This is a genomic window from Aminobacter sp. J44, from assembly GCF_007829415.1.
Lineage (GTDB): Bacteria > Pseudomonadota > Alphaproteobacteria > Rhizobiales > Rhizobiaceae > Aerobium.
Genome location: NZ_VLJG01000032.1, coordinates 1 through 17,394 on the forward strand (window position 1 = coordinate 1; position 17,394 = coordinate 17,394).

Consider the following 17,394-nt stretch of genomic DNA (forward strand, 5'->3'; position numbering starts at 1 on the left):
AGGGTGTCCTTGGAGACGTCGCAGCCGATGAAGTTTGGGTGTAAGGTCATGGGGCCTGTTCCTGTGGTGCGAGGTCTGGGTAAGCAGCCTCGTGCAACTGTTCAGGTTCAAAGCAGCACTGCGGGAAGGGGCCAGGCCATGCCACGGTCTGCTTTCCCAAGCGGAGGCGACCAGGATCCCCTCGGCCTCCTTCCCGCAACCATTCTACACCTCCGCAAACACACAGGATCCCCTGCTCGCGCCCGCTTCGCGGGCTTGGCGGGGATGACGAAGAGAGGATCGATTGGGGGCACTGCGGCTACGTGGGGGAAACCATTAAGCCTTTGGAAACCCTAAAGGCAGCACCCATCAACCTCGTCATGCTCCGAGCATCCATGCTTGAACGTCTGGGCCATGCGCCTTCGGCGGACGCAGGCGATCGCCTTAGCGGATCAGAACAGCTGCAGGTGCTCCATGAGCCCCCTCCACCATGCTTCGCATGGTCCCCCTCCCCCATAAATGGGGGAGGATCCGCGGCGTGCCAGTAGCTATCTCGCGCCTAGAAATCCGGAACGCAGTTGGGGATTGGCAGGTGACATTCCGATAACCAGAGAGCCGAAGCCCGGACAACAGGGGTGCTCCCTATCAAATGGCACGCCGCGGATCCTCCCCTGCGAAGCGGGGGAGGTGGCGCGAAGCGCCGGAGGGGGCTCCTAGGAAGGGGCGCGTAAGGGTTTCTGCTTTCCCGGCTGGCAGCTAGCTCTTACTGCGGAGGGATAGTTCAGTGCTTGAGAAACGGCAGTGCCGGCGGTTTAGGCCGGCATGTAGGTCGCCCGTTACACCGTCACCCGCTCCACCTCCTCGAGCTCTTTCGCCGCTTCGGCGAGGATTTCGTAGCTGCGAACCCGGGCATGGTGATCGAAGATCTGCGCGGTGACCATCACCTCATCGGCGCCGGTGCGCTGGGTGAATGCCTTGAGGCCCTGCTTGACCGTTTCTTTCGAGCCGACGATGGCGCAGGAGAGCGTGTGCGCCAGCACCGCCTTCTCCGGCTCGCCGAGCGAGGCGTAGTAGCCCGGTTTCGGCGGCGGCAGCTTGCCCGGCCGCCCGGTGCGCAGGTTTACGAATGCCTGCTGCGTTGACGAGAAGAGCAGCTCTGCTTCCTCGTCGGTGTCGGCGGCTGTGACGTTGAGGCCGAGCATCGCATAGGGCCGCTCGAGATATTCGGACGGCTCGAACCGCTCGCGATATAGGGCGAGCGCGTGTTCCATCTCCGCCGGCGCGAAATGAGACGCGAAGGCGTAAGGGAGCCCGAGCATCGCCGCGAGCTGCGCGCCGTAGAGGCTGGAGCCGAGGATCCAGACCGGCACGTTGAGCCCGACGCCTGGCACGGCGCGGACGCGCTGGCCCGGCTCTTCCGGCTTGAAGTAGTGCAAGAGCTCGACGACGTCGTTCGGGAAGGAGTCGACGCTGGCATTCATCGCGCGGCGCAGCGCATGCGCGGTGATCTGGTCGGTGCCGGGCGCGCGGCCGACGCCGAGATCAATGCGGCGCGGGTACATCGCCTCGAGCGTGCCAAAAGCTTCGGCAACCATCAGCGGCGCGTGGTTCGGTAGCATGATGCCGCCGGCGCCGACGCGGATCTGGTGGGTGACGGCTGCGACCTGACCGATCAGGACGGCGGNCCCAGCCGTTCGGCGTTGCGGGCAAGGTCGAGCGTGTTTGCGAGCGAGCGGGAGACGTCGCTGCCTTCCGGCACGGGCGAGAGGTCGAGGACGGAGAGCTTTATCATAGTACCGATATAGGACCTGCGGCGCGCAGCTCCAAGCGCAGCTGCGCCGGGTTACTCCGCCTCGTCGACCACATGCAGCCGCAGACGCGGGCTGACCTGCGTCGCAGCGGCGCGGGGCTTTTCCTCTGCGGGAGCTTCCGCGCCGAGTTCCAGCGCCTCGATCTTGGCGCCGCGCTTGGTCAGCTTTTCGGTCGAGGTCAGGATCATGTCGACGTCCCGCGAAGCCTGCGAGAAATGCGCCTGCAGCTTGCGCACACGCTCGTCGAGCCGCGCCACGTCCTCCATAAGCCGCACGACTTCGGCCTGGATCAGGTGGGCCTGCTCGCGCATGCGCACGTCCTTGAGCACGGCCTGGATCACCTGGATCGACAGCATCAGCAGCGAGGGCGAGACGATGACGATGCGCGAGCGGTGCGCGCGCTGGACGAGGCCTTCAAAATTCTCGTGGATCTCGGCGAAGATCGATTCCGACGGCACGAACAGGAAGGCCGTGTCCTGCGTCTCGCCCTGGATGAAGTATTTATCCGAGATCGCGCGGATGTGCACTTCGACGTCGCGGCGAAAACTGCTTTGGGCCGCCTTGATTGCCTCTGGATTGCCGCTCTGGTTCGCGTCGCGCATCGCGTTCCACGATTCCAGCGGGAATTTTGCGTCGATCACGAGGTCGGGCGCGCCGTTCGGCATCTTCACGAGGCAGTCGGGACGGTTACCGTTCGACAGCGTCGCCTGGAATTCATAGGCGCCGTGCGGCAGGCCATCGGCGATGATCGCCTCCATCCTGCTCTGGCCAAACGCGCCGCGCGTCTGCTTGTTGGAGAGGATCTGCTGCAGCTGCACGACCTGTCCGGCAAGCGACTGGATGTTCGACTGCGCGGTGTCGATGACGGCAAGGCGCTCCTGCAGTTTTGCAAGGTTCTCGTGCGTCGACTTCGTCTGCTCGGTGAGCGACTGGCCGAGCCGGGTGCTGAGCCCGTCGAGGCGCTCGCCAAGCACACGGGTGAGCTCCGCCTGGCGGCTGCCGAACACCTCGGCGATCGTCCCCATCCGACCCTGCATCTCGGCCTGCGCGCGGGCAATTTCCGCCATGCGCGAATCGAACTCGCGGGCCCGTTCGGCTGCTTCCGCCGCCGCCAGCACGCGCGCGTTTGCCGAGCGCCACAGCCCGATCACCAGCATGAACAGCATGACGACGAACAGCGCGCCGCAGCCGAGCAGCACCTGCCCGAGCGTGATGGTCGTGGCGCCGAGCTGCGCCAACGGCATCGAAAAGGCGGACGAAACTTCGTTCATCGCGGAACCATAGACGATTCGAGCCGCATCGATAAGATCAAAACGTGAACATCGCCGCGAAAACCGTTGACGCCGCCGGGGCGGCGCATTACCTGACGCGCATGATCCTTCCGCTCGTCATTCTTCCCGATCCCCTTCTTCGTCAGGTCTCCGCGCCGGTGGAGCGTATCGACGACCACGTGCGCCGCTTTGCCGACGACATGCTAGAGACGATGTACGATGCTCCCGGCATCGGCCTTGCCGCCATCCAGGTGGGCGAGCCGCGACGCATGCTGGTGATCGACCTTGCCAAGGAAAACGAGCCGAAGGCGCCGCAGGTCTTCATCAACCCGGAGATCGTCGCGACCGGCAACGGCGTGTCGCTCTATGAAGAAGGCTGCCTGTCGATCCCGGACTACTATGCCGAGGTTGAGCGCCCGGACACGGTGACGGTGAAGTACCTCGACCTTTCCGGCAAGGAACAGACGATCACCGCCGACGGCCTGCTCGCCACCTGCCTGCAGCATGAGATCGACCATCTCAACGGCGTCCTGTTCATCGACCACATCTCGAAGCTGAAGCGCGACATGGTCGTGCGCCGCTTCCGCAAGCTGGCGAAGGACAAGGCCCCCAAGGTTTCCGCAAAGGATCCGAAGGCTTCCGGCCGGCTCGCATCCTGATGAGCCGGGCGCCCGCATCCGCGCTGCCTGACATCGCAAGCTGAGGGCGAAAACCGGCATGGAAGCGCCCGCGCCCTCAGGTCACCAATCGGCTGCCGAACCGCTTGCGAGACTTCCCGGCTTTGCCCAGTGGGCGCTGGTGCTTTCCCTCTCGGCGCTGTTCTTCGTCATCATCGAGCTAGTCGGCATGCCGGCTGCCGGGCTGATTGGCCCGATGATCGCGGGCGTCGTCGCCGGAGCCCATGGCGCGACCATTCGCGTTCCGCGCCATGTGTTCGCGATTGCCCAGGGGATCATTGGCGTCCTGATTGCCGGTACGATCCAGCCGGAGATCCTTGCGACCATCGTTGCCGACTGGCCGCTGTTCCTTGCCTTCACCCTGTCGACGCTCGCTGCCTCCAGCTATCTCGGCTGGCAGATCAGCCGCTGGCGCATTCTGCCGGGCAGCACCGCGATCTGGGGCGCCGCTCCCGGTGCCGCCTCGGTGATGGTCATCATGGCCGACGCCTTCGGCGCGGACTTCCGGCTCGTTGCGTTCATGCAGTATCTGCGGGTGATGATGGTCGCGGCGGTCGCGGCGATCACGGCAGCCGTCCTCGTGCCGGATGCGGCTGGGCACGTCGTCGAAGTCGACTTCCTGCCTGTCCTGCGGCCCGTCGATTTCGGCCTGACCCTGGCCGTGATCTGCATCGGCGCTGCGCTCGGTGCGTTGCTGCGCCTGCCGTCGCCTTATTTCATGGGCGTCCTGATCCTGTCGCTGGTCCTGCATTTTGGGGCAGGGCTCAGCTTCCAGCTTCCGCCATGGCTGCTGCTGATCGGTTACGCCTGCATCGGCTTGAGCATCGGCCTCAACTTCACCCGGCCGATCGTGCGCCATGCGGCGCGGGCGCTGCCGCAGGTGCTTGGCTCGATCGCGCTGCTGCTCGGCTTCTGCGCCGGCATCGGCTACGTGCTGAGCCGGACGCTCGGGATCGATTTCCTCACCGCTTACCTTGCCACCAGCCCCGGCGGCATGGACTCGATCGCGATCATTGCCTCGGCCTCGGAGAACGTCGACATGTCGTTCATCCTGGCGATGCAGATGGCGCGGTTCCTGATTGTGATGATCTTCGGGCCGGTGATCGCCCGCTTCCTGGCGAAAACCGCGCCGGAGTGACCGGCGCGGTTTAAAGGTCAGATCTCGATGACGAGGTAGGAGCCTTCCTGGCGAACGTCGAAGACGTCGATCTTGTAGGGCCCTTCGACGATCTTCGCGCCGTCCTCGACCGACAGCTCAAACTTCTTCACGCGCGTGCGGCGCGGGTCGCAGTAGGACTTGCCGGTCTTGAGGTCGAATTCCCAGCCGTGCCACGGGCAGCGCACGAACTCGCCATGGCGAGTCATGCGCGCTTCGCCCGGCTCGTCCGCCTCGGCGAGACCGACGATGGCGCCGCGGCAGAGGCTTGCGCCCTCGTGCGGGCAACGGTCGCCGATCGCGGAATATTCGCCGTTGACGTTGAAGATCGCGATGTCGCGCCCGGCCACCTCAACGCGCTTGGATGCGCCCGGCTGAATTTCATCGGCGCGGCACACCACGTACCGCCGTGCCTTGGTTTCTGCGTCCATTATTCCAGTCCGTAAAGCTTGCAGGCATTGCCCGCCAGGATCGCGTGCTTGAGGGCCGGGTCGAGCGGCACCTTGAACGCGTATTCGGGGTGGTCGAAATCCCAGTGCGGGTAGTCGGTCGCGAACATCAGCTTGTCGTCGCCCATCCAGTTCAGGATGTCGTAGAGGTCGCGATTGACCTCGGGCTCCTCCATCGGCTGCGTCGTGAGCCAGACATGGTCGCGGATCTGCTCGGACGGCGCGCGCACGACGTGCGGGACTTCCTCGCGCATGCGCTCCCACTCGCGGTCCATACGCCAGCCAAGCGGCGGCAGCCAGGCAAAGCCTCCTTCGACGACGACGAGTTTGAGGTTGCGGAACCGCTCGAACACGCCCTCGAACACCATGCTGGTGATCGCGGTCTGCGACGCGTTCGAGAAGGCGAAATGCTCCTCGAGGTAGAACGACGTCCATCCGGTGCCGGTATTGGCGCGGGTGCCGTAGGCGGCCGAATGCATGCTGATCGGCAGGTTGTAGTGTTCGGCGACCTCGTAGATCGGCCAGTAGCGCTTGCGGCCCGCGGGCTCCAGCATGCGCGGCGTGATCGCGATCTGCACGAAGCGCTTGTCCTGCGCGCGGGCCTCGATCTCTGCGACTGCCGCGTCCGGATCCTCCTGCGACACGCAGATAGAGCCGCGCAGGCGCTTGTCGGCTTCAAGCCACTTCTCGACCTGCCAGTCGTTCATCGCGGAAGAGATCGCGGCTCCGAGCCCCTGGTTGAAGGTCGCGCCGCCGGGTCCCAGCGCCTGCAGGATGCCGTAGTCGATGCCGAGGCCGTCGAGGAGTTGCTCCTGCAGGAAGGCCACGTCCGACGCAGGGGGACCTCCAGCCGGAGGCCAGGCGTCGCGGCGCATGCCGTTGCCGGGCGTGATGCGCGGGTAGGGCATCGCGCCATAGAGCGGGCTTGCCGTGCGGATACCGAAGTCGCGAACATGCTCGCGCCAGCGCAGCGGCATGAACTTCGTCATCTCGTCGCGCGACTTCATCGCCGGGTGGATGTCGCAGTCGACCAGCTTCACCTTGTTGGCGTTGGCAAGGTCCACTTCGCGGGTCATCTCATTCATGGCTACACCTCCAGTCGAGGATAGGTTGCGAGCGCATTCTCGCGCGCGGCCTTCGCGGCGAGTTCCTCCGGCAGGTTAGCCGGCCAGTACGCGACATCGATGCGGTGGTCGTGCGGATAGTCGCTGGAGAACAGCAGCATCTCGTCACCGCCGAGATGGGCGATGGCGCGTGCGGCCTGCGCGGGATCGGCGGGGCCATCGAATGGCTGCAGGGTCATGCGCACCTGCTGGCGCATCAGCAGGGACGGCATCTCCTTGACCCACGGCACCTCGATGCGGACGCCGCGCCAGTCCTTGGACATGCGCCACATCAGGCTCGGCATCCAGGTGACGCCCGACTCGGACAGCACCACCTTCATCTCCGGGAACTTGCCGAGCACGCCTTCGGCGACGAGGCTGCCGACCTGGTTGGCAAAGCCCTGCGTCTGGTGGACGAAGTCCTCGACGAGGTAGCTGTTGAAGCCGCTCTGGGTGGGGGCGTGGCGATAGGTATTGCCGGCGTGGATGTTGAGGGCAAAGCCGTGCTTCGCCGCTGCCTCGTAGATCGGCCAGAACCGGCGCTGCCCGAGCGGGTTGTCGCTCATGACAATCGCCATGATCTGCACGAAGCGGTGGTCCTTCGCGTAGGCCTCGATCTCGGCAACGGCCGCTTCGGGATGCTGGAACGGCACCACCAGCGAGGCGCGCAGGCGCGGGTCGCGGTCGAGCCATTCGGCGGCGAGCCAGCGGTTGGTCGCCTGGCAGATCACCTGCGCGAGATAGGGATCGAAGATGGCGTGGACGCCGGACGCGACGTTGAGGATCGCGGCATCGAGCTTGAGCGGATCGAGAAGGCCCTTCGCCAGCGAAGCGGCATCGGCGTTGCCGGCCTCCGGGGCGGGGCGGTTCGGCCGCAGCGTCTCCGGATAGCCGCTCATCTCGAGATGGTCGATCTCGCGCGTGGTAAAGATCTCGCGCCAGTAGTCGGTGACGTAAGGCGCAAGGTCCTGACGCCGCGGCGAGCGCGGGTGTACGTCGCAATCGATGGCGCCGAGGCCTGCGATTGGCAAGGTTCCAGCGCGCGGGCGGCTGGCGCTGGCGACAGCTGAAGTCATCTGGTTCGGTCTCCTCCTGGGGCGGGAACTGTCCGCTCCCGTCAAAGCGCACGCGGGGCGTGCGCACTTCCTCCACCTGTTCCGGATTGTGCCGCATTGATCTTTCGAGAAAAAGCCCCCATTCATGCAGAGAGTTTTCGCAAATCACGAAAGCGGAAGGGGAGGCCGGTTTCTTGGATACGCTCGATAACATGCGCACCTTTGTGGCGGTGGTGCGCGCGGGAAGCTTTTCCGCCGCAGCGCGCGCGCTCGACACCGTGCCGTCGGTTGTGGCCAAGCGCATCGGCCAGCTCGAGCACCGGCTGAAGACGAAACTGTTCGAGCGCTCGACCCGCAGCCTGGAGCTCACCGAAGCCGGCGCGCATTACCTGCGCCGCTTCACGCCGCTGGTGGCGGAGATCGACAGCGCGTTTCGCGAAGGATCGTCGGTGGCGCAGGGACTGAAGGAGCGGCTTCGCATCAAGGTGCCGACGACGCTCACCGTCAGCCATTTCGGCGATATGCTGACCGACTTCCAGAAAGAGAACCCCGGCGTGCGCATGGAGGTGCTGCTGATGGACCGGTCGGTGAACCCGGTGGAAGAGGGGTTCGACCTTGCCCTCGGGGCGCTACCGGCGACCTATGCCAACGTCACCGACATTCCGCTCTGCCGCCTTCGCCGCGTGACCGTTGCCTCGCCCGGCTATCTCGAGAAGGCCGGCAGCCCGAGCCACCCGCGGGACCTTGCCCACCATTCCTGCCTCAGCTACCTCGCCACCGGCACGATCTGGCGCTTCGAGGGCGCGCAGGGCGGCATCTCGATCGACGTGCCGAGCACCTTTGGCGTCAATGACAGCCACGTACTGCTCAGCGCGCTGGAAAAGGACCTCGGCATCGCCATCCTTGCCCGGCACATTGCCCGCGACAGCATCAGGGCAGGGCGGCTGGTCGAGATTTTGACCGACTATCCGGTGCCGGACCTTTGGGTGCGCGCGCTGGTGCCGGAAAGCCGGCGCCACAACCCGGCGGTCGAGGCGTTGCTGCAGTGGCTGATCGACCGCTCGCAGCCGGTTTCTCCCTGGGATCGCGACCACGGCTAGCCCTAGCGGAACCGTAGCAGCTTCAATATGTTCTTCCGGAAATGGCTACGCGTTCCCGATCCCGTTCCCCCGCCACGGCCTCCGGCCGCGCCCTTCGCGACTTTGGCCGCGCGGCGGGCGGCGCGCTGCTCTTTTCCCTGCCCATGCTGATGACGATTGAGCTGTGGGAACTCGGCTTCTACCTCGACCGCGGGCGGCTGATCACGCTGATGCTGGCGGCGCTGCCGATGCTGTTCTTCCTGTCGCGGCAGATCGGCTTCGAGAAGACGCGCAGCTGGCGCGACGACGTCATCGACGCGCTGATCGCGCTGGGCGTTGCCGCCGTCACCAGTTCGGTGCTGCTCGTCCTGTTCGGTGCGATCGGCAAGGGCATGTCGGCCGACGAGATCATCGGCAAGATCGCCATCCAGATGGTGCCGGGCGCCATCGGCGCGCTGCTCGCCAAGAGCCAGTTCGGCGACACCGGCGATGAGGATGGCGCGGAGAGAGAGGAAACCTACGGCGGCGAGCTGTTCCTGATGGCGGTCGGCGCGCTGTTCCTTGGCTTCAACATGGCGCCGACCGAGGAGATGATGCTGATCTCCTTCCGCATGACCGAGTGGCATGCGCTCGGCCTCGTCGCGCTGTCGCTCGCGCTCATGCACGGCTTCGTCTTCGCCGTCGGCTTTGCCGGCGGCTCGGAAGTCTCGCCCGAGGAATCGATGTGGAGCGCCTTCCTGCGCCTGACGCTGCCGGGCTACGTCGTCGCCCTGTCGATCAGCCTGTTCCTGCTGTGGATCTTCGCCCGCACCGACGGCATGTCGTTCGGCGACGCCGTGATGGCGATGGTCGTGCTGGGCTTTCCCTCCGCAATCGGCGCGGCCTCCGCGCGCCTCATCCTCTAGGTTACGCCATGAGCCGCCGGCCCCTGAAACGCCCCCTCATCGAATGGATCTTTGGCGCCTTTTCCGCCGTGCTGGTCGTCGCGCTGGTCGGGTTCCTTGCCTGGGAGGCCGTGTTTGCGGGCTCACGGCCGCCTGAGCTTGTTCTGGAACTCACTTCGGTCGAGCCGGCGGGCAGCGGCACCACGGTGAAGATCGCGATCGTCAACCGGGGCGACGAGGCGGCCTCCGCCGTCATCGTCCAGGCCTCGGCTCAGGATGCGTCAGGTGGTGAGCCGCTGCAGAAGCAGATCGAGTTCGACTACGTCCCCGGCCATGGCACCCGCTACGGCGCGTTCATCATGCCGGGGAAGGTGGAGGCTGAGGGGATCAGGATTGAGATCGGCGGGTATGCGGAGCCGTAGAGGGGGGGCATGCTTGTTTGCATTCCCGTCGCTGGAACAAGGTCAGCGACGTTGTGGAAATTGCAACGCTCATCCACTATATTGATCGCAAAGGATTGGGCATTTCCCGGTCGACAAAGGAGCCTTGGATATCCGAGGCTCCTTTGTTTTTAGGCGTTTGACTACGGAAACGTCTTCAATCCTCGAATTTTCGAATGAATGATGTCGAACGCCCGGTTGGGCTGCTCACGCCGAAGGCACCTCAGTCCAATCGGGCGAGCGGTCAGGTCCGCAAGCTGAAGGCCCACCGAGTTCGATGACTTCGGAATGAAGATCGGCGCGAAACTGAAATTGCCAAAGTCGGTTCTTCGGTAGCCCCACTGACCTTGATTTCCTGCTATCCGGAGGAATTCAAGTTCGAGGCTGTCGTCCTCGACCCTCCCTCGACTTTCGAAGACGACATGGACGGTCTTTCCTTGTTCGTCTTTGCGTTCCAGGAGCCCATGAAGTTGCTCCATGCAAAAGCGCAAGGCGATCTCATAGGGGTTCCACGGATTCGCGTAGCGCCTTCGATGCATTTCCTTGTCGATGACGGCGGCGAACAGGTCGAAGGGAACATCAGCCATCAGCGTGTTCAATCGATCGTAAAAGCGCGCTCGTATATCGCGATCCGTCCTCAGAAAGGCGAAATCACCTCGGGATTTGCGGATGTCATGCTCGTGCAGGATGACCGCGTCATGACCCCAGAAATCGAACTTGAATTGTTGGACTGCGGGAATGACCTGCTCGATGTAGGATGCCTTCGCGATCACGCAGAAGGTCAGTACGAATATTGGGTACTCGGGGTCGATTGAAAGCATCCCATGGTCGCCGCTCTCGTCGGCAAACACAATGTAGTCGCTGAACTGCATGGTATCCCCCAACCCACGCGTCCGATGCAGCTGTCGATAGCTGCGGATCTTCTTATAGTTCTAGGCTGTGATCTTCCGCAGGAGAATGCAAGACACAGCACTCGCTGCGTCTGCGAAAGCGCAACGGTGAAAAAAGGAGAAAAGATTGAAACTGGTGCCGCTGATAGGACTCGAACCTACGACCCCATCATTACGAATGACGTGCTCTACCAACTGAGCTACAGCGGCCCGGCGTCGTCCGTTGCCCGGACGAAAGTGAGCGCGTGATAGCTTCATTGCGCCGGAAATACAAGCGGTCAGTTTCGGCCTTCCGCAAAATTGTCCGCAGGCTTTCCCCATAGACTATTTCGTTTGCTGAGTTACAGTTTCGGCACGCCCGCGCCGGGAGGAGGTCCCGGCGCGGCGCATGATCTGGAGGAGATTCATGTCGGAAGTTTCGATGGTCGTTAACGGCCGAAAAGTGTCCGGAAACGTCGAAGACCGGACATTGCTGGTGCATTTTCTGCGTGAGCACCTTGGGCTGACGGGCACGCATGTCGGTTGCGACACGTCCCAGTGCGGTGCCTGCGTCGTCCAAATGGACGGCAAGGCGGTCAAGTCGTGCTCGATCCTCGCCGCGCAGGCGTCGGGTTCCGAGATCCTGACGATCGAGGGCCTCGCAGCCACTGTCGATGCCGACCTGCATCCGGTTCAGGCCGCGTTCCGCGAGCATCATGGCCTGCAGTGCGGCTTCTGCACGCCGGGCATGATCATGGCCGCAACGGACATGATTCGCCGCCATCCGGAAGGCCTCGACGAGCAGACGGTGCGCGCCGAGCTCGAGGGCAACATTTGCCGCTGCACCGGCTACCACAACATCGTCAAGGCCATCCTGGCCGCGTCAGAGGCCATGCGCGGCAGCGCCCAGCAGCCGAAAGAGACGGTTGCCGCCTGAGCATGATCAAACCGGGTGAACGAGGGAGGAGGCACAGGCCCGTTCATCGCTGATCGTCAGGTCCAGGCAACCGGCGGTTCACCCATACCCACGATTCTCTCGGTTCCGGAGGAGAACTTTTATGGGAGTTGAAGGCATTGGAGCGCGCATAGCGCGCAAGGAAGACAAACGCTTCATCACCGGCACGGGGCGGTACGTAGACGACATGGTCGTCCCCGGCATGAAGCACGCGGTGTTCGTCCGCTCGCCGCACGCACACGCAGACATTCTCAACATCGACGTTTCGAAGGCCGAGGCCATGCCCGGCGTGATCGGCGTGCTGACCGGCCGCCAGCTCAAGGCCGACGGCATCGGCAACCTCATCTGCGGCTGGATGATCCATTCCAAGGACGGCACGCCGATGAAGATGGGCGCCTGGTCGCCTCTGGCCGTGGACCGAGTCCGCTTCACCGGCGAGGCCGTCGCCATCGTCGTCGCCGAGACCAAGGGCCAGGCGCGCGATGCCGCCGAAGCCGTAGAGGTCACCTATCAGGAGCGCGAGGCGGTCATCTCGACCGTGGAGGCGCTGAAGCCCGGCGCGCCGCAGCTGCACCCGGAAGCCGAAGGCAATTTGATCTACGACTGGGAGATCGGCAACGCCGCCGAGACGGAAGCCGCGCTCGCCCGCGCCGCCCACATCACGAAGCTCCAGATCGTCAACAACCGCCTCGTGCCGAACGCCATGGAGCCGCGCGCCGCGCTCGGCGTCTATGACAAGGCCGAGGACCACTACACCTGCTACACGACTAGTCAGAACCCGCACGTCGCGCGCCTCGTCATGAGCGCGTTCTACAACATCGCGCCGGAGAACAAGCTGCGCGTGATCGCGCCGGATGTCGGCGGCGGCTTCGGCTCGAAGATCTTCATCTATCCGGAGGAGATCGTCTGCCTGTGGGCGTCGAAGCGCACGGGCGTACCGGTGAAGTGGGTGGCCGACCGCACCGAAAGCTTCCTCACCGACGCGCATGGCCGCGACCATGTTACCGAAGTGCAGCTCGCCTTTGACGCCGACCACCGCATGATCGGCCTCAAGGTCGACACGATCGCCAATTTCGGCGCCTACATGTCGCTGTTCTCGTCGTCGGTGCCGACCTACCTCTACGCGACGCTGCTGTCGGGCCAGTACAACCTGCCGGCGATCCACGCCAACGTGCGCGCGGTCTACACCAACACCGCACCCGTTGACGCCTATCGCGGTGCGGGCCGTCCCGAGGCCACGTACTTGCTTGAGCGTGTGGTCGAGACGGCGGCGCGCGAGCTCGGCGTCTCGCCGGCGGAACTGCGCCGCAAGAACTTCATTCGCGAGTTCCCGCACCAGACGCCGGTCATCATGAACTACGATGCCGGCGACTACGAAGCCTCGCTGAACGCGGCGATGCAGGCAGCCGACTGGAACGGCTTCGAGGCGCGCCGCGCGGAGGCAAGGGCACGCGGCAAGCTGCGCGGCATTGGCATGAGCTGCTACATCGAGGCCTGCGGCATCGCGCCGTCGGCGGCGGTGGGCTCGCTCGGCGCCGGTGTCGGTCTGTGGGAGTCGGCGGAAGTGCGCGTCAATGCGGTGGGCACGATCGAGGTGCTGACCGGCTCGCACAGCCACGGCCAGGGCCACGAGACCACCTTTGCTCAGTTGGTTGCCAGCCGCTTCGGCGTGCCGATCGACAGCGTGTCGATCGTCCACGGCGACACCGACAAGGTGCAGATGGGCATGGGCACCTACGGTTCGCGCTCGGGCGCCGTCGGCATGTCGGCGATCGTCAAGGCGCTCGACAAGGTCGAGGCCAAGGCCAAGAAGATCGCCGCGCACCTGATGGAAGCCGACGAGGGCGACATCGTCATCGAGAACGGCGAGCTGAAGGTGGCGGGCACGGACAAGTCGGTGCCGTGGTTCCAGCTGGCGCTGGCGGCCTACACGGCGCACAACCTGCCGGGCGGCATGGAGCCGGGCCTGAAGGAGACGGCGTTCTACGACCCGTCCAACTTCACCTTCCCGGCCGGCTGCTACATCTGCGAGGTCGAGGTCGATCCGGATACGGGCGTCACCGACATCGTGCAGTTCGTCGCGGCCGACGACTTCGGCAACATCATCAACCCGATGATTGTCGAGGGCCAGGTGCATGGCGGCATCGCCCAGGGCGTTGGCCAGGCACTGCTTGAATCCGCGCACTATGACGCCGATTCCGGCCAGCTGCTGACGGCGAGCTACATGGACTACACCATGCCGCGCGCCGACGATTTGCCGTCCTTCAAGGTCTCGCACCAGAACACGCCGTGCCCGAGCAATCCGCTCGGCATCAAGGGCTGCGGCGAGGCCGGTGCGATCGGCTCNCCCCCGGCCGTGATCAACGCGATCACCGACGCGATCGGCAACAACGACCTGCAGATGCCGGCGACACCGCAGAAGGTGTGGGCGGCGATCCGTGCAGCAACCCGTCACTAAGGGCAACCGGGCGGCGGAGGCTGGTGCTTCCGCTGCCCGCGACCTGATGTTCAGACCATTCGTTACCGGAGGTAACAACGATGTATCAGACCAACTACCACCGGGCCTCTTCGGTCGCTGACGCGCTGAAGCTGCTCGAGGACGCCGAGGACGGCAAGTTCGTCTCGGGCGGCATGACGCTGATCCCGGCGATGAAGACGCGGCTTGCCGCGCCGTCGGACCTGATCGACCTGCGCCACATTCCCGAGCTCAAGGGCATCTCCGTCGAGGGCCGCAAGGTGACCATCCGTGCCGCCACCACGCATGCGGAAGTCGCGACCAGCCGCGAGATCGCGGCCGTGTGCCCGGCGCTTTGCTATCTTGCCTCGCATATTGGCGACCCGCATGTGCGCCACATGGGCACGATCGGCGGCTCCGTCGCCAACAACGACCCGGCGGCCGACTATCCGTCGGCGATGCTGGCGCTTGGCGCCACCATCATCACCAACAGCCGCGAGATCCCGGCAAACGAGTTCTTCACCGGCCTGTTCGAGACCGCGCTGGAGGACGGCGAGATGATCACCGCCATCTCGTTCAACGCGCCGGAAAAGGCGGGCTACGAAAAGTTCCCGAACCCGGCCTCGCGCTATGCGATGACGGGCGTGTTCGTGGCGAAGAACGGCGGCGACGTGCGCGTGGCCGTCACCGGTGCGGGTGCTGATGGCGTCTTCCGTGCCAGCGAGCTGGAGGCGGCGCTGGSCGCCAATTTCTCGCCGGCCGCGCTCGAGGGAAAGACGATCTCCGCCGACGGGCTGATGAGCGACATCCATGCTTCGGCCGAATATCGCGCAAACCTCGTCGTGGTGATGGCAAAGCGGGCGGTTGCCCGCGCCAATGGCTGACGAAATACCCGAGCCCACCGGCCCTCCGGCGGGCTTTTCCACCTGCGACAGCGGTGGTGCAACTTTCCGCCTTATCTGGATGTTATTGTTGATCTGGTGAGGGGCGGCCATGCAGATCCTGCTCATACTGACAGCTGGTGTCGGGCTGTTTGCGGCGGCCTCCTTCCTTGCTGTCCTTTCGTATGGCTACTTCGCGCGCCGGGCGCCGGGCGAGCCGGGCTACGCGCTGGAAGTCGAACCCGACAAGACCGAGCTCGACCGGGCGATCACGCCACTCCTCGAAGCGCATGAGGGGCAGAGCGGGCTTGCGCCGGTCTCCGGCAATCTTGATGCGTTTGCCGTCCGCGCTCTTTCGGCCCGCGCCGCCGGGCGCAGCCTCGACCTGATGTACTACACCTGGAAGGGGGACCTTACCGGCCGGCTGCTGATGCAGGAGGTGGTGAGCGCCGCCGATCGCGGCGTGCGGGTGCGGCTCCTGATCGACGACATCAACACGCGCGGCCTCGACCTCGCCTACCGCGCGCTCGACACCCATCCGAACATCGCGGTGCGCCTGTTCAACCCGAGCCGCGCCCGCCATGGCGGCCTTCGGCGCGGCATCGAGATGGTGCTGCGCTTCTTCAGCGTCACCCGGCGCATGCACAACAAGGCATGGATCGTCGACGGCCGCATCGCCATCGTCGGCGGGCGCAACGTCGGCGACGAATATTTCGGGGCAGCCGAGCTCTCCAACTTCCGCGACATCGACATGCTGATGGTGGGGCCGGTGGTGCACGAGACCGAAGAGGTCTTCGACGCCTACTGGAACAGCGAGGTCGCCATGCCGATCCGCCGGCTGCTGCGCCCGCAAAAGGGCCGCCTGCGCATGCTGCGCCGCGGCCTCTCTCGCCTGACGCGCAAGGAGCGCGCCCGCCCCTATATCGAGCAGTTGCGCAAGCGGGTCTCGGCGCTGGCGATGCTGAAGTCGGAACTCGAGTTCCACTGGACGAGCGACGCAAGGATCGTCTCCGACCCGCCGGAAAAGGCGCTGGCGCGGGGCACGAAGAACTGGATCATGTCGTCGCTGATGCCGGTGATCATGTCGGCGAAGAAGTCCGTGTCGATCACTTCGCCCTATTTTGTCCCCGGCGTCGACGGCTGCGCGCGGCTGATCGGGCTGGTGGCCAAGGGCGTGGACGTTGCCGTGCTGACCAATTCGCTGGCGGCAACCGACGTCGCCGCCGTTCATGGCGGCTACGCGCCCTACCGGCGAACGCTGCTTGCGGGCGGGGTAAAGCTCTTCGAGCTGCAGAAGACTGGCTGGGACAACGACATGTCGCTGTTCGGCTCGCGCCACGCGAGCCTGCACACCAAGGCCTTCATCGTCGATGGCGAGACGGCCTTCGTCGGCTCGTTCAACTTCGATCCGCGCTCGGTCTCGCTCAACACCGAAATGGGCGTCTTGTTCTCTGAGCCTGCGCTGGTGCAGCGCCTGCAGGATCTTTTCGACGAGGAGACGAGCCCGTCGATGAGCTTCCGGCTCTATCTCGACGACGCGCGCAAGATCGTCTGGGAGGGCGAGGAGGACGGCGTCTTGCAGTGCTGGAACCACGATCCCGAAGCGAGCCTGCGCCGCCGCGCGGTGGCGAGGGTGGTGTCGGTGTTGCCGATCGAATCGCAGCTGTAGGGCAGGGCTGGAGCGGTATGGCCGGAGCGATCGTGCCGGTTGCGAGGACGTGCGTTACCTGAAACGTTCAGGCATGGATCGTCGGGTCAAGCCCGACGATGACGAGGTGGAGAGGTTGGGGCAACTTGGCCCAAGCCCCTGTGGCGGGTCGATCCGCCGGCCTTCTTCGCAAGGGACCTGCAGGTGAGGGACGTCCCACCTGTTTCCACCTGCGCAGCTTGCCGGTTAGCCGTAGCACCAGACGCCCCCTCCACCATGCTTCGCATGGTCCCCCTCCCCCACAAGTGGGGGAGGATCTAGAGGTGTGCCGGTGGAGATGGAGCTGGGCCGGCAGACCGAACCCTAAGCTGCACAGCCGTGCCCATGATCCAGCAGTGTCTAATGCGAGTTTTGCTGGGCGGCGACTTCAACGCGCCCGTCAAGTTCAACAGGCCTTCTCTTGCGTAGGCTCATGGCTCGGCCCAACTGCAGGCCGCGACCGGGATCCTCCCCCACTTGTGGGGGAGGGGGACCGCCGTAGGCGGTGGAGGGGGCCTCCGGGGCCGTAGCTTGTAGCCCAAGCGAGCCTGCATCGCCGCGCGGTGGCGAAGGTGGTGTCGGAGCGGTCGTGTTGGTTCCGAGGACGTGCGTTACCTGAAACGTTCAGGCATGGATCGTCGGG

14 protein-coding genes, 1 tRNA gene and 1 pseudogene are annotated in these 17,394 nt (G+C 64.8%); 9 read left to right on the forward strand and 7 right to left on the reverse strand.

Features of this window, described 5'->3' with window-relative positions; genetic code table 11:
• Positions 1–815 precede the first annotated feature (815 nt).
• Together L610_RS12670 and L610_RS12675 are read right to left on the reverse strand one after the other, a co-directional pair.
• A pseudogene (locus L610_RS12670) lies at positions 816–1,771 on the reverse strand (LLM class flavin-dependent oxidoreductase).
• 51 nt (positions 1,772–1,822) lie between these two features.
• Positions 1,823–3,061 carry a DNA recombination protein RmuC gene (locus tag L610_RS12675; protein ID WP_024849454.1) on the reverse strand — a complete coding sequence of 413 codons (1,239 nt, stop codon included), beginning with the start codon at positions 3,059–3,061 and terminating at the stop codon, positions 1,823–1,825.
• A 101-nt stretch (positions 3,062–3,162) separates the two neighbouring features.
• Here L610_RS12675 and def point away from each other — a divergent pair, with 101 nt between their 5' ends.
• Together def and L610_RS12685 are read left to right on the forward strand one after the other, a co-directional pair.
• Positions 3,163–3,720 (forward strand): peptide deformylase, encoded by a 558-nt coding sequence (gene def / locus L610_RS12680; RefSeq protein ID WP_034330699.1) that lies wholly within the window; start codon positions 3,163–3,165, stop codon positions 3,718–3,720.
• A gap of 58 nt (positions 3,721–3,778) precedes the next feature.
• The gene (locus L610_RS12685) at positions 3,779–4,876 is read left to right on the forward strand and encodes an AbrB family transcriptional regulator (RefSeq protein ID WP_024849452.1); all 1,098 of its coding nucleotides are present in this window, start codon (positions 3,779–3,781) and stop codon (positions 4,874–4,876) included.
• Between the two features lie 17 nt (positions 4,877–4,893).
• Here L610_RS12685 and L610_RS12690 read toward each other — a convergent pair whose 3' ends face one another.
• From L610_RS12690 to L610_RS12700, 3 genes are read right to left on the reverse strand one after another with little or no spacing between them, the layout of a single operon-like run.
• Positions 4,894–5,325, reverse strand: a complete 432-nt coding sequence (locus L610_RS12690) for a Rieske (2Fe-2S) protein (protein ID WP_024849451.1) — start codon at positions 5,323–5,325, stop codon at positions 4,894–4,896.
• Entirely contained in the window at positions 5,325–6,428 is a 1,104-nt protein-coding gene (locus L610_RS12695) for an amidohydrolase family protein (RefSeq protein WP_024849450.1), read from the reverse strand. The genes L610_RS12690 and L610_RS12695 overlap by 1 nt, the downstream gene beginning before the upstream one ends.
• 2 nt (positions 6,429–6,430) lie before the next feature.
• Positions 6,431–7,522, reverse strand: coding sequence for an amidohydrolase family protein (locus L610_RS12700; protein ID WP_051473330.1), 1,092 nt, complete (start codon positions 7,520–7,522; stop codon positions 6,431–6,433).
• 173 nt (positions 7,523–7,695) lie between these two features.
• Between L610_RS12700 and L610_RS12705 the strand changes: the two genes are divergently transcribed.
• From L610_RS12705 to L610_RS12715, 3 genes are read left to right on the forward strand one after another with little or no spacing between them, the layout of a single operon-like run.
• A complete protein-coding gene (locus tag L610_RS12705) occupies positions 7,696–8,601 on the forward strand; it encodes a LysR family transcriptional regulator (RefSeq protein WP_144705497.1) in 906 nt (301 codons plus the stop codon).
• A 41-nt stretch (positions 8,602–8,642) separates the two neighbouring features.
• On the forward strand, positions 8,643–9,485 hold the full coding sequence (locus L610_RS12710; protein ID WP_024849447.1) for a TIGR02587 family membrane protein: 843 nt from the start codon (positions 8,643–8,645) through the stop codon (positions 9,483–9,485).
• 8 nt (positions 9,486–9,493) lie between these two features.
• A complete protein-coding gene (locus tag L610_RS12715; RefSeq protein ID WP_144705499.1) occupies positions 9,494–9,886 on the forward strand; it encodes a hypothetical protein in 393 nt (130 codons plus the stop codon).
• A gap of 161 nt (positions 9,887–10,047) precedes the next feature.
• On the opposite strand, the gene L610_RS12720 is transcribed toward L610_RS12715, so the two are convergent.
• Both L610_RS12720 and L610_RS12725 read right to left on the reverse strand, forming a co-directional pair.
• A complete protein-coding gene (locus tag L610_RS12720) occupies positions 10,048–10,776 on the reverse strand; it encodes a DUF3800 domain-containing protein (RefSeq protein WP_024849445.1) in 729 nt (242 codons plus the stop codon).
• 152 nt (positions 10,777–10,928) lie between these two features.
• Positions 10,929–11,004 (reverse strand) — tRNA-Thr (locus tag L610_RS12725).
• A 196-nt stretch (positions 11,005–11,200) separates the two neighbouring features.
• Between L610_RS12725 and L610_RS12730 the strand changes: the two genes are divergently transcribed.
• From L610_RS12730 to L610_RS12745, 4 genes are all read left to right on the forward strand, one after another.
• Positions 11,201–11,710: a (2Fe-2S)-binding protein gene (locus L610_RS12730; protein ID WP_024849444.1), complete on the forward strand. Its 510-nt coding sequence runs from the start codon at positions 11,201–11,203 to the stop codon at positions 11,708–11,710.
• 121 nt (positions 11,711–11,831) lie between these two features.
• A complete protein-coding gene (locus L610_RS12735; protein WP_024849443.1) occupies positions 11,832–14,186 on the forward strand; it encodes a xanthine dehydrogenase family protein molybdopterin-binding subunit in 2,355 nt (784 codons plus the stop codon).
• 80 nt (positions 14,187–14,266) lie between these two features.
• Positions 14,267–15,067, forward strand: a complete 801-nt coding sequence (locus L610_RS12740) for a xanthine dehydrogenase family protein subunit M (RefSeq protein ID WP_144705501.1) — start codon at positions 14,267–14,269, stop codon at positions 15,065–15,067.
• 109 nt (positions 15,068–15,176) lie between these two features.
• Complete coding sequence (locus L610_RS12745) at positions 15,177–16,733, forward strand: phospholipase D family protein (RefSeq protein WP_144705503.1); 1,557 nt, start codon at positions 15,177–15,179, stop codon at positions 16,731–16,733.
• Positions 16,734–17,394: the final 661 nt, after the last annotated feature.